The following is a 12,562-nucleotide window of genomic DNA, read 5'->3' as shown; positions in this document are numbered from 1 at the left end:
TATTTATTCTGGTTTCTGGTCCCACCAAACATTTTCGGTTATCGATGCCCTTTGCGTAATGTTAGGGTTTCTTTGGGTTTCACTGTCAGGATAGAACAGGATACTAGGTATCGTGGTGCCCGGCAGTATAGATATCGAAGAAGGGATGCGGTTGCCTATAGTATAATCCTCTGTACCTTCTTCTACAATTTCAGGGTACTTGGTCCTGGTTGCTTCAATGTAAGCTTCAATATTATTTATATAAGGAAGTGCTGCCCATTTCTGGATGATCACCTGCCTCACAGTAGTTTCCGCATCTGCACCCGGTTGGTATTCATAAGCGCCGCCGGGACCGGTTAAATCTGCAGCCTCGGAAGCAGCCTCAGCGGCCGACCACACCGATTCTGTTGATTTAGTAGCATCAGCGTCTTTAAAGAAATTTTCCTGATACGTCATGAAGGATGCCAGCACCCCTGCGTCATACGCTTCTTTCGCCCCTGCTCCGGCTGCATAACGAATCAATGCCTCTGCCTGGAGAAAATAGCTTTCTGAAGCAGATAAAAAGAATACAGGGGTTTTAGGACGAACATTTGGGCGGGCATAGGCAACTGCTGTGTTATTAAAATCGTTACCGGTACCCTGGGAAATTGAATTGTATGTCCCGCCGGTTCCAGGCCGAAATGCAGCTCGCAGGCGGGCATCATTATTTTCAGTGTAAAAATCATGCAGCGCATCGCTGGCCACATGGTTCACGTCGCCAAGCCCTGATCCTGCATTGGTAAGGAAAGTTGCATAAAACGGGTTCGTCTTATTGGTAGATTCTGCAAACAGGTTAAATTTAGCATCTTCCGTCAGGAAATTTCCCTCATTCAGCAAAGCGGTAACTGCTGCCGGGTTGGCCTGCGGTGTATAAGCCATCCTGATGTACATCTTTAGCTTAAGTGTGTTTGCGAACTGAACCCACTTGTCCATATTGCTGTTAAAGATAACATCCTGCAATGCTGCTGATGACTCCGTCGGATCAGCTTCATAAGCGGCCAGTGCAGCATCGATCTTGCTGATCACATCGGCATAGATCTCTTCACCTGGCGTAACATGCGGCGTAATGTTGCCATCCTGCAAAGCTTCGGTATAAGGCACATCGCCAAAAAGGTCCACCAGTAACTGGTAGGTATACCCGCGAAGCACTTCAGCCATAAGGGCTGTTGCCGTATCGCCGGCATCATTGGACTTCTCGGTTACATATTTCAGGTCGGTAAGCACGCCTGCATACAGTTGTGTCCAGGGTGTATTTGCATAAGCCGTGTTGAGGTTGTAAGAATCGATGTTCTCAAACTGGCTGGCACTCGGGGCCTGTGTATGGTATTCGGCATAAAAGCCGCCAAGGTTCATGAATTCGCCGCCCACTACTGATGCCAGCGTACCTTCAGCCGACGTTAGCGCAAGGCCTGCGTTGATCTCGGCCGGGGCGTTGGGGTCAACGTTTATGTCCAGTTTTTCGTCACATGATGCTATAAAGAGCCCTGTGAGAAAAAGGATTAAAAACTTATTTATATTTTTCATAGATTTATTATTAGAATGATGCTTTTAAACTAAAACCAATACTTCTGGTAGAAGGGTTGGCGCTAAACTCGCCAAACTGCCCGGCAAGGTCATTTCCAAAAGTAGAAACCTCAGGGTCAATGAACTGGTTTTCTTTTGGTGTCCAAAGGAACAGGTTACGGCCGATTACAGAGAACGATAGCGACTGGATCTGTGTTTTCTCCAAAAGTTTCGAAGGGAACCTGTAGCTAAGCACAACTTCACGAAGCTTTACAAATGATTTGCTGATAACATTTGCCCGCGCATTGGCATCGGCACGGTAGTAGTCATCCATGTGCTCAGAATCGATTGGGGTCGTGTTTGGCGAGTAGGTTACTGTACCGTCATCAGCTACGTTTTTCACTACAGAGTTTGGCACTACAAAAGGCTGCCTGTCGTTGTAAACTGTTGTAATTGAGTTACCGGTAAACCTTGTAATATCTGCAGTCCTTGAGTACATCAAACCACCCTGGCGGATATCAAAGGTGAAATCAAGCGAAATGCCTTTCCAGCTAAAGTTGTTGGTGATACCCATAGTGTAATCATATTGCGAATCGCCATATACCTGTTTTGTAGAAGCGGCAACAGGTACACCATTTGCATCCACTACCACATTTCCGTTAGTATCGGTTTCAGGCACATAACCCCTGATAAGTCCCACCGGCTGCCCTTGTTTAGCAATGTACTCATACGTGCTGAGGCCGCCAAGGTTCACCTGATCGATCCTTGGGTCAAGCTCTTCCAATACGGTGTTGTATTTAGCGTAATTCACGCTCGAGCTCCAGTTGAAGCCTTCGTTGCTTTTTAGCCAGTTGATAGTAACGAGCCCTTCAAAACCTTTGGTACGGAGTGTACCAATGTTAGCCTGTTGCGAAGTATATCCCGTACTTGGCGCTAGCGGAAGCGCAAGGATCTGGTTTTTGGTCTTAGCATCAAAGTAGGTAGCGTCAATAGTTAAAAAATTATTGAAGAAAGATAGTTCGGTACCAAATTCCAGCTCTGTTTTAACTTCCGGCTTCAGGTTGAGGTTTGCCATCCTGTTGCCAATACCGTAGGCATTAATACCATTAATAGGGAATATAACGCTACCGAAGCCCATGTTTACATTGGTTTGCGTATTTACTGCAAAAACCTGGTAAGGGTCTGTTCCAACACCTACTGATGCATAACCAACCCTTAATTTTCCGTAATTAAGCACTTTGTCTATACCGGAGAAAGTCCTTGTGAAAACCCAGCTGGCATTTCCACCCGCATACAGTTTAGACCTGTTAGCTACAGGAAGGCTTGAGAACCAGTCATTCCTGATGTTTCCTGTAAGGAAAAGCTGTTCGTCATAAGAAAGGGTAGCAGTATCATAAAGCCCGTAAAGCTTGTTGCTTGTCATTAATGTGGCAACAGCCGGAATTTGCGAGCTGTTGGCCAGGTTGTAAAAGCCCGGGATATCCTGGCTGGCTACCGATGCGCCAAGGCTGTTATAACGCTCATCCCAAATGTTGAAACCTGCTGTAGATTGGAACCTTAATTTTTCCGTTATGCCAAAGTCAAAGTTAGCCTGGATATCATGGTTCACGAGTTTGGTGTTGACATAGCTTTCAGCATAGCTTCCCGGTGTCTCGTTTGATGATCCGTCATTAGGGCTTCCCGGTGCCGCATCAATACGGGCTGTCCATACTTTGCTGCGCTCAGAGGAAACGTCCATACCAAAACGGTAGGTGGCATTAAACCAGTCGTTTATTTTGTAGTTGAAATCGAACGACCCGTAAACGCGTTCCTTCTTGTTTGTCGCGCCATTAGAGTTCAGTGTAAAATAAGGGTTAACGATTCCGTAAGGGGTATAATAGTTGTCGTTGTTAAAGAACTGGCCGTTGTAATCTGCCATTTCTGTAATCGGGAAATCGTTCGGTATCTGCATCAGGTTGTTATAAACCGTTGCGCTCTGCCCGGTAGCTACGTTCTTTCCTGAATTGCTTACATAATTCATGGTACCGCTGATGCTGATGTTTTTTACTTTGGAAGTTGCCGACACGCTGAGTACATTCCTTTCAAAAGAGTCTGCATCGGTAGGGTATATACCATCCTGCTGCGTATTGGTATACGACAGGCGGGCAGTAGTGTCGCCATGGCCACCTGAAACGTTCACGGAGTTTATCCTTGAAGTACCGGTTGTAAAGAAGTTTTCAAGCTGGTCCGGCTGGAATGAATAAGGTTTCAGCAACTGGCTGTTATTTACGACGTGGCCCCATACGTGTGGTTTCCCGTCAAATGGCGCGCCCCATGAACCGTTTTCAATAAGGTAGTGTACACCATCCCAACCCTGTCCGAATTTAGACTGGTATTTTGGTGTCCTGTTAATCTGGGTAAAGGAAGTAGAGTTGGTGTATTCTACAGCCATCCTTCCTTCTTTTCCTTTTTTGGTTGTGATGAGTATCACACCGCCGGCAGCCCTCGATCCGTAAAGTACGGTTGCAGAGGCGCCTTTAAGTATCGTCATGGTCTCAATATCCTGCGGGTTGATGTCGGCTGCAGCATTACCAAAGTCGTAGCCATTGGTAAGGCTGGAAGACGAATTGGTCTGCTCATAAAGCGGAACGCCGTCAACAACATAGAGCGGCTGGTTTTTACCCGAAAGGGTTTTAAAGCCACGGATAATGACGCTTGATGATGCGCCCGGGTCAGTCGAGCTGTTGGAAATAATAACACCTGCCACTTTACCTTTAACAGCGTCGGCAATGTTTGCCTGCTGGCCCCTGAGGATTTCTTCAGATTTTAGCGTCGTGGTTGAGGCACCGATCGACGATTTTTCCCTTCGGATACCTACTGCCGTTACCACAACACCTTCAAGCTCTGTGGCCGAATCTTTAAGGGTTGGGTTGATAGTGGTTGAGGCAGCAGACATTTCAAGAGTACCCATGCCAATGTAGCTAAATACAAGTGTCTGTTGCGGAGACGCCTGTATTTGGTACTTACCGTCAAAATCGGTTTGGGTGCTAATGGTAGTGCCTTTTACTACCACATTGACTCCCGGAATCGGGAATCCCGCCTCATCAGAAACAGTACCTGATACTGTCCTCTCCTGTGCAAACGAAATTTGCATCATTAACGCAAAGAGCAGCGTTAATAAAACGTGTAGCCTTGTTTTCATTTAATAAAATTTGAGTTAGTATCTCAAATATCTGACGAACTATTTACAAAACCAAAAATTTTAGGAAATAATTTAGAATTTTAGTAAGATTTTAGGCTTTTGTGTAAGTGAAAGTGTTAAAATGATGTTTTAAAGCTAATGTGTACTATCGAGTTAGATAGCTTAATTTGTTGGCTTTCAGTGCTTCCGTTGGCATAAATGATGTTGAAAAGGCCGGTTTTGGTAAATAACCCAAATCCAAAGCCCAAGCCAAGTAGCTTATTTTCAGTACCGGATGCCTTGTCCTGGAAATATCCGTAGTCTGTAATTGAATGCACATACATAGTAGGGGAGAGGATATACCGGTATTCTGCCATTAGTGCGGTGTAGAGGCTGGCCTGCAGGCTATTTTCGTTAAACCCCCGTATGGAGTTGATGCCTCCGAAACGATAAAGCTCATTGATTATATAGGTATTGCTTTTCAGGTAGTAGGTATGGTTCTTCACGTTGATCACATTCTTTTTATTGAGGTACAGGTTGTGTGATGCATTGATCTGTGCAAAATATTGGTCGCTGTTACCGGTCTTTGCATTTCGTTTGCCTAAACCGCCTTTTACTGTAAGTGATGTTCTTTCGGGAAAAAGGAAATCGTCTACATTAAAGTCGGTAAACTCATAGCTGGATGTCCAGAAGGTATTGCTATAATCGCTCAATGTGGCGGTATTGCTGTTTTGAATGTCTACCGATTGTGTTTTTTGGTGCCCTATGTATAACTTTGAGTTATAGCTGAAGTAATAGCCAACGTTAACATCGGTTACCGTGTTCTGGAACGTACTGTCCTGCTTGAATATCCTCAGGCTTGCCTTGAGGCCGACAGGGCTCCTGAATAAATAAGGCAGTTCTGTAGCGAGGTTAAAGGTGGTCTGCTTCTGGCCGTCGCTTTTCCAGAAGAGGTTGAATTTTTCGCCCGAATTGAGCACGTTGCTAAGATTCAGGTCGAGATAGCCGTTGAAAATGACATTGCTCTGCTCGTCGTTCGAAAAGCCAATGAAGCCGTCGAAAGTATTGGGCCTGGCTTTCTGGAGGTACACATACACTTTGGTGGTGTCCTTTTTAAAAAGTATTTCCGGATATCGCACCTGGCTTACGAACCGCAGGGAGTTGAAGTCATTGTATACCCGTTGCAGGGTTTCCTGGTTGAATGTTTTGCCTCTATATTGCTTTGCGATATTCCTGCGGATGCCTTCGGGAAATTTCGGGTAGCCTTCTATTACAATATTATCAAGTGTCCGCTTCTTTTCGGTTTTTATATTCAGCCGGGCTGTCAGGGTGTTGTTGGTTTTGCTGTAGTCGGTGAGCTGAAGGGAGCTTAGTGAATATCCTTTTCGTTCCAACAGTGCAATGCTGCTGTTCATAAAAGGCTCTACATCGGACATGGCCAGTATGATGGTGTCTTTTGAGATGTCAAGAAGGTCTTTTTCTTCTTGCGGTATGTGGCCGGTATATATATGTACAGTGTTTGTTTTTTGGCCAACGGAAAAAGAATATACAAAAGTGGAATCATTTGTCTTAATGTGCGCCAGTTCCCGGTTCTCAAGATAACCATTCTTTAATAAGGTGTTGGAAAGCGCTGCGGCCTCGTCGGCAACCGATTTTGCGTTCCCGTGAATTTTGTTGTAAGGAACGGAGTCGATAACCTTGTTCTCCAGCATAGTGCTGCCTTCCGCCTTCAGGTAAAGGTTTTGTGCTTTTGCCGAAAAAAAAGCGAAGGATACTATATATATAAGGAGTAGATTTTTCAACCCGGAGTTTGTTAGCTGTAAAATAACGCAAAAATAACCGAAATAATATCAACGATGAAGATGGTGTTTTTTTGCCACGAATTACACGAATTTCCACAAATTGAAGGAATGTTTAAATTTTTGAATGTTATATGGGGCTTGTAGGAAAGAAATTTGTGGGAATTAGTGTAATTCGTGGCTGGAAATTCTTTTACTGTATTTGCCTAGCAGAACGTGTTTGAAAATTAATGATTTACAATTTGTTTTATAAATTTTAATCCCTACATTTGCAACCCCGTAAAAAGCGGGATTTTTTAATCAAAAGAAATTTTTAGTATTTAATTATGCCAACAATTCAACAATTAGTAAGAACAGGGAGAGCCCAGATAACTAAGAAGAGTAAATCGGCTGCTTTAGATTCCTGTCCTCAAAGAAGGGGCGTATGTACACGTGTGTACACCACAACACCAAAAAAACCAAACTCTGCAATGCGTAAAGTTGCAAGGGTTCGTTTGACAAATGGTAACGAGGTGAACGCGTACATCCCTGGAGAAGGACACAATCTTCAAGAGCACTCGATAGTATTAGTTAGAGGCGGAAGAGTAAAAGACCTACCGGGTGTAAGGTACCACATCGTTCGCGGTGCTTTGGATACCGCCGGTGTAGCCGGAAGGACACAGCGCAGGTCTAAGTATGGTGCAAAACGTCCAAAACCAGGACAAGCGCCAGCAGCAACAGGAAAGAAAAAGTAATTTAAGGACACTTTAAAGAAAAGACATGAGAAAAAGACAGGCCAAAAAAAGACCTCTTTTGCCAGATCCAAGGTTTAATGACCAATTGGTTACACGTTTTGTGAATAACTTAATGTGGGACGGTAAAAAATCAACTGCTTTCAAAGTGTTCTATGATGCTATCGACATCGTTGAGACTAAAAAGCAGGACGCTGAGAAATCAGCGCTTGAAACATGGAAAGATGCTATCAACAACGTAATGCCGCACGTAGAAGTACGCAGCCGCAGGGTTGGTGGTGCAACATTCCAGATACCAATGCAGATCCGTCCGGACAGGAAGATCTCTATGGCAATGAAATGGATGATCCTTTATGCAAGAAGAAGAAACGAGAAATCTATGGCTCAAAGGCTGGCTTCTGAAATATTAGCTGCTGCTAAAGAAGAAGGTGCTGCTGTTAAAAAGAGGATGGATACTCACAAGATGGCAGAAGCTAACAAAGCATTCTCACATTTCAGGTTTTAATTCATAAAGAAACATCACATCTAATAAATAATGGCAAGAGATTTAAAATATACGAGAAACATAGGTATTGCTGCCCATATTGACGCGGGTAAGACTACAACTACCGAGCGTATCCTTTTCTATACGGGTAAATCCCACAAGATAGGCGAGGTGCATGACGGTGCAGCAACCATGGACTGGATGGCGCAGGAGCAGGAGAGGGGTATTACCATTACTTCGGCCGCGACAACATGTACATGGAACTTCCCTACAGACCAAGGTAAGACTACCGGCGATTCTAAAGATTACCACTTCAACATCATCGATACCCCGGGACACGTTGACTTTACCGTTGAGGTAAACCGTTCCCTAAGGGTGCTTGACGGACTTGTGTTCCTTTTCAGCGCCGTTGACGGTGTTGAGCCACAGTCTGAAACTAACTGGAGGCTTGCTGATAACTACAAAGTGCCGCGTATGGGCTTTGTGAACAAAATGGACCGCCAGGGATCTAACTTCCTTGCTGTTTGCCAGCAGGTGAAAGACATGCTTAAGTCGAACGCGGTGCCTATCGTACTTCCGATCGGTGACGAGGCTGATTTCAAAGGCGTGGTAGATCTTATCAAGAACCAGGCTATCATATGGCATGATGAAACACAGGGTGCTACATTCGATATCGTGCCTATCCCGGACGATATGAAAGAAGAAGCACACCAGTACAGGGCACAGCTTATTGAAGAGGTTGCCGGTTATGATGAGAGCCTTCTTGAGAAATTCATGGAAGATGAAAGCTCAATTACTGAGGATGAGATCAACGAAGCGCTAAGGAAAGCTACCATAGATATGGCTATCATCCCTATGCTTTGCGGTTCTTCATTCAAAAATAAGGGTGTTCAGTTCATGCTTGATGCAGTTTGTAAATTCCTTCCTTCGCCACTTGATAAAGAAGCTATCGAAGGTACAAACCCTGATACTGACGAGCCTATCACGCGTAAGCCATCAGTTACTGAGCCGTTCGCGGCGCTTGCGTTCAAGATCGCAACCGATCCTTATGTAGGTCGTCTTGCGTTCTTCAGGGCTTATTCAGGCCGTCTTGATGCAGGTTCGTATGTTCTTAACAACCGTTCAGGTAACAAAGAGCGTATCTCCCGTATCTACCAGATGCACGCTAACAAGCAAAACCCAATCGAGTACATCGAGGCAGGTGATATTGGTGCAGCTGTAGGCTTTAAAGACATCAAGACTGGTGATACCCTTTCTGATGAGAAAAACCCTATCGTTCTTGAAAGTATGAACTTCCCTGATCCGGTAATCGGTATCGCTGTTGAGCCTAAAACTAAGGCCGACGTTGATAAAATGGGTATGGCTTTGGCTAAACTTGCTGAAGAAGATCCAACGTTTACCGTTAGGACTGACCATGCTTCAGGACAAACGATCATCTCCGGTATGGGTGAGCTTCACCTTGATATCCTTGTAGACCGTCTTAAGCGTGAGTTTAAGGTAGAGGTTAACCAGGGCGAGCCGCAGGTAGAGTACAAAGAAGCTATCACACGTGAAGCACAGCACAGGGAAACTTACAAAAAGCAATCCGGTGGTCGTGGTAAATTCGGTGATATCGTATTCCGTCTCGGGCCTGCAGACGAAGTTGACGGAAAAGTACCAATGGGACTTCAATTCGTTAACGAAGTTAAAGGTGGTAACATCCCAAGGGAATTCATCCCTGCTATCGAGAAAGGCTTTAAAGAGGCTATGAAACAAGGCCCTCTTGCAGGTTACGAAATGGACAGCATGAAGGTTGTACTTCTTGACGGTTCATTCCACCCTGTTGACTCGGATGCGCTTTCATTCGAACTTGCAGCCAAAATGGGTTATAAAGAAGCTGCAAGGAGCGCAGGTGCTGTTATCCTTGAGCCGATCATGAAACTTGAAGTGCTTACGCCGGAAGAGAACATGGGTGATATCGTAGGTGACCTTAACCGTCGCCGCGGACAGATCAACAACATGGATGACAGGGCGGGTTCTAAAGTAGTTAAAGCAAGCGTGCCTCTTTCTGAGATGTTCGGTTACGTGACTACCCTAAGGACACTATCTTCAGGACGTGCTACTTCTACAATGGAATTCTCTCACTATGCTGAGACACCTTCCAACATTGCAGATGATGTAATTAAAAAAGCAAAAGGTAACGCTTAATTAGAAAGAAAATGAGTCAAAAAATCAGAATAAAACTAAAATCATACGATCATAGCCTGGTAGACAAATCTGCCGAGAAGATCGTTAAGACTGTAAAAAGTACAGGCGCTGTGGTAACGGGTCCTATTCCGCTTCCTACGCACAAGAAAATCTTTACTGTACTACGTTCACCGCACGTGAATAAAAAATCAAGGGAGCAGTTTGAAGTTAGCTCTTACAAAAGGCTTCTTGATATTTACAGTTCATCTTCAAAAACTATCGACGCTCTTATGAAATTAGAGCTTCCGAGCGGTGTTGAAGTAGAGATCAAAGTGTGATAATTCATACGACAGATAAATTAGCCCTGGTGTAATACCGGGGCTTTTTGTTTTTATTTTCTGCAGGTTTTTAGAGCCTTGTAGGTTTAAATGTGATTAATGTCGCACCCTTTTAGGGCTGGGAGGTAGGTGGCGTTTATTTTCCATAGGCGTTGCCTATGGCTAAAATGTGTAACCCCGTTGGGGTTGGGAAAGTGTGTAAATTATATTTAATAAAATTTTTCAGAATTCAGATGTGATGTATGGGGAACTATTATTGTAGAAATCGTAACATCACAGTACAGGATTTTAATTATTGCTGTAAATGTTTGGCAGGGCTAATTAAAAATCTATAAACTTTTTTAGGACGAGACAGTCAGCATTTGAGCACCCTAACGGGGTTATACCTCTTAGCTCCGGGCATCGCCCGGGGTATGGGAATGCAAGGCGTATTCAGGCCCTGAAAGGGCGTAACTATTGAGTACGAGTGCAGCTCCGCATGAGGGATGGAGCCGATATCCTGCCGTAGGAACGAAGACAGATAAAGGCGAGAGCCCGGCCCTGCGCCGGCCATTGCATGGGATGGGCACACCCTGAAAAAGTTGCGTTTGGGTGCGCAAGCTTTATTGCGGGAAACGGTATAATATTCTGGTTTTTTTACCACGTGCCGGCGGACAAACGCTAAATAGTGCGTAATAAATTTAATTTCTTTTAGTTACGTGCAAAAAAGTTAGAAAAAACTATTTGTAAAGTGTTGCATATGCAAAAAAGATAATTAACTTTGCGCCCTCTTAAGGGAGCAGTATGCGCTGTTCTCAATTTATTAATTTATAAAAGTTTAATATGTCTGGGTTAATTGGTAGAAAGATCGGCATGACCAGTATTTTTGACGAGAATGGGAAAAACATCCCTTGTACCGTGATCGAAGCTGGCCCATGCGTTGTTACCCAAGTCAGAACCAACGAGGTTGACGGGTATGAAGCGTTGCAACTTGGTTTCGATGACAAAGCAGAAAGGCATGCTACTAAAGCGGCTCTTGGCCACTTTAAGAAAGCAGGTACTGTTGCGAAGAAAAAAGTCGTTGAATTCCAATTTGAGAATGAGCACAAGTTAGGCGATGTACTAACTGTGGACGTGTTCGCTGAAGGCGAATTCGTAGATGTACAGGGTGTATCTAAAGGTAAAGGTTTCCAGGGTGTTGTAAAACGCCACGGTTTTGGCGGTGTAGGACAAGCTACTCACGGTCAGCACAACCGTCTTAGGGCGCCGGGTTCTGTTGGAGCATCATCGTATCCTTCACGTGTATTCAAAGGAATGCGCATGGCAGGAAGAACAGGAGGAGATAATGTAACAGTTCAAAACCTTAGAGTTTTAAAAGTAGTGGCTGATAAGAACCTGCTTGTTGTTAAAGGTGCTATACCAGGACACAAAAACTCTTATGTAATCATTCAGAAGTAATGGAAGTAAAAGTATTAGATATCAACGGAAAAGAAACTGGCAGGACGATCACTCTTTCTGATTCAGTATTCGCAATTGAGCCTAATAAGCATGCTGTATACCTTGATGTTAAGCAATATCTTGCTAACCAGAGGCAGGGAACCCACAAGGCTAAAGAAAGAGCTGAGGTAACCGGAAGTACACGCAAGATTAAAAAGCAAAAAGGAACCGGTACAGCCCGTGCTGGTAGTATCAAGAACCCTTTGTTTAAAGGTGGAGGTACAATTTTCGGCCCAAGGCCAAGAAGCTACTCCTTCAAGCTGAACAAAAACCTTAAGCGTTTGGCAAGGAAATCAGCTTTCACAATGAAAGCTCAGGAGTCAAATCTTACAGTAGTAGAGAACTTCGATTTCGACGCTCCAAGCACTAAAAATTTCCTTAACGTTTTGAAAGCTTTAGGGTTAGAGAACAAAAAATCTTTAATTGTGTTGGGTGATACAAATAAAAATGTATATTTGTCGTCACGCAATTTAAAGGCTTCTAATGTTGTAACTATCTCAGAATTAAACACTTATTCGATTTTAAACGCGAATAATTTAGTTCTTTTGGAAGGCGCGTTAGAAGGAATTGAGGAAAATTTAAGCAAATAATACGCCATGAGTATCATAATTAAACCTATCGTAACTGAAAAAATTACTAAAGACGGAGAAGTTTTCAACCGTTTTGGTTTTGTGGTTGACAAGAAAGCAAACAAAATCCAGATCAAAAATGCGGTTGAGGCTGCTTATGGTGTTGCTGTTGTTGATGTAAACACAATGAACTACAGGGCTGATAGATCGGTTAAGTACACTAAGAGTGGCTTGATCTCAGGAAAGACGAATGCTTACAAAAAAGCTATCGTACAAGTACAGGAAGGTGAAACAATAGATTTTTATAATAATATCTAA

General features: G+C 43.9%; 10 protein-coding genes. 7 read left to right on the top strand and 3 right to left on the bottom strand.

What is annotated here, in order from left to right; genetic code table 11:
• Positions 1 to 3: 3 nt before the first annotated feature.
• From HYN59_RS01245 to HYN59_RS01235, 3 genes are all read right to left on the bottom strand, one after another.
• Positions 4 to 1,542, bottom strand: coding sequence for a SusD/RagB family nutrient-binding outer membrane lipoprotein (locus tag HYN59_RS01245; protein WP_108776533.1), 1,539 nt, complete (start codon positions 1,540 to 1,542; stop codon positions 4 to 6).
• A 10-nt stretch (positions 1,543 to 1,552) separates the two neighbouring features.
• The gene (locus HYN59_RS01240; protein ID WP_245895628.1) at positions 1,553 to 4,702 is read right to left on the bottom strand and encodes a SusC/RagA family TonB-linked outer membrane protein; all 3,150 of its coding nucleotides are present in this window, start codon (positions 4,700 to 4,702) and stop codon (positions 1,553 to 1,555) included.
• A 116-nt stretch (positions 4,703 to 4,818) separates the two neighbouring features.
• Positions 4,819 to 6,483: a BamA/TamA family outer membrane protein gene (locus HYN59_RS01235; protein WP_108776532.1), complete on the bottom strand. Its 1,665-nt coding sequence runs from the start codon at positions 6,481 to 6,483 to the stop codon at positions 4,819 to 4,821.
• Positions 6,484 to 6,806: 323 nt separating this feature from the next.
• Here HYN59_RS01235 and rpsL point away from each other — a divergent pair, with 323 nt between their 5' ends.
• From rpsL to rplW, 7 genes are all read left to right on the top strand, one after another.
• The gene (gene rpsL / locus HYN59_RS01230) at positions 6,807 to 7,214 is read left to right on the top strand and encodes a 30S ribosomal protein S12 (RefSeq protein WP_108776531.1); all 408 of its coding nucleotides are present in this window, start codon (positions 6,807 to 6,809) and stop codon (positions 7,212 to 7,214) included.
• Between the two features lie 25 nt (positions 7,215 to 7,239).
• Complete coding sequence (gene rpsG, locus HYN59_RS01225) at positions 7,240 to 7,716, top strand: 30S ribosomal protein S7 (RefSeq protein ID WP_108776530.1); 477 nt, start codon at positions 7,240 to 7,242, stop codon at positions 7,714 to 7,716.
• 30 nt (positions 7,717 to 7,746) lie between these two features.
• Positions 7,747 to 9,882, top strand: coding sequence for an elongation factor G (fusA, locus tag HYN59_RS01220; RefSeq protein ID WP_108776529.1), 2,136 nt, complete (start codon positions 7,747 to 7,749; stop codon positions 9,880 to 9,882).
• Positions 9,883 to 9,893: 11 nt separating this feature from the next.
• Positions 9,894 to 10,199 carry a 30S ribosomal protein S10 gene (gene rpsJ, locus HYN59_RS01215; protein WP_020213633.1) on the top strand — a complete coding sequence of 102 codons (306 nt, stop codon included), beginning with the start codon at positions 9,894 to 9,896 and terminating at the stop codon, positions 10,197 to 10,199.
• An 822-nt stretch (positions 10,200 to 11,021) separates the two neighbouring features.
• The gene (gene rplC / locus HYN59_RS01210; RefSeq protein ID WP_108776528.1) at positions 11,022 to 11,636 is read left to right on the top strand and encodes a 50S ribosomal protein L3; all 615 of its coding nucleotides are present in this window, start codon (positions 11,022 to 11,024) and stop codon (positions 11,634 to 11,636) included.
• Complete coding sequence (gene rplD, locus HYN59_RS01205) at positions 11,636 to 12,265, top strand: 50S ribosomal protein L4 (RefSeq protein ID WP_108776527.1); 630 nt, start codon at positions 11,636 to 11,638, stop codon at positions 12,263 to 12,265. The genes rplC and rplD overlap by 1 nt, the downstream gene beginning before the upstream one ends.
• A 6-nt stretch (positions 12,266 to 12,271) precedes the next feature.
• Positions 12,272 to 12,562 carry a 50S ribosomal protein L23 gene (rplW, locus tag HYN59_RS01200; RefSeq protein ID WP_108776526.1) on the top strand — a complete coding sequence of 97 codons (291 nt, stop codon included), beginning with the start codon at positions 12,272 to 12,274 and terminating at the stop codon, positions 12,560 to 12,562.

The organism is Flavobacterium album, assembly GCF_003096035.1.
GTDB classification, from domain to species: Bacteria; Bacteroidota; Bacteroidia; order Flavobacteriales; family Flavobacteriaceae; genus Flavobacterium; species Flavobacterium album.
Note: the sequence above shows the minus strand (reverse complement) of the source record. Positions and strands in the feature narration are given on the sequence as shown.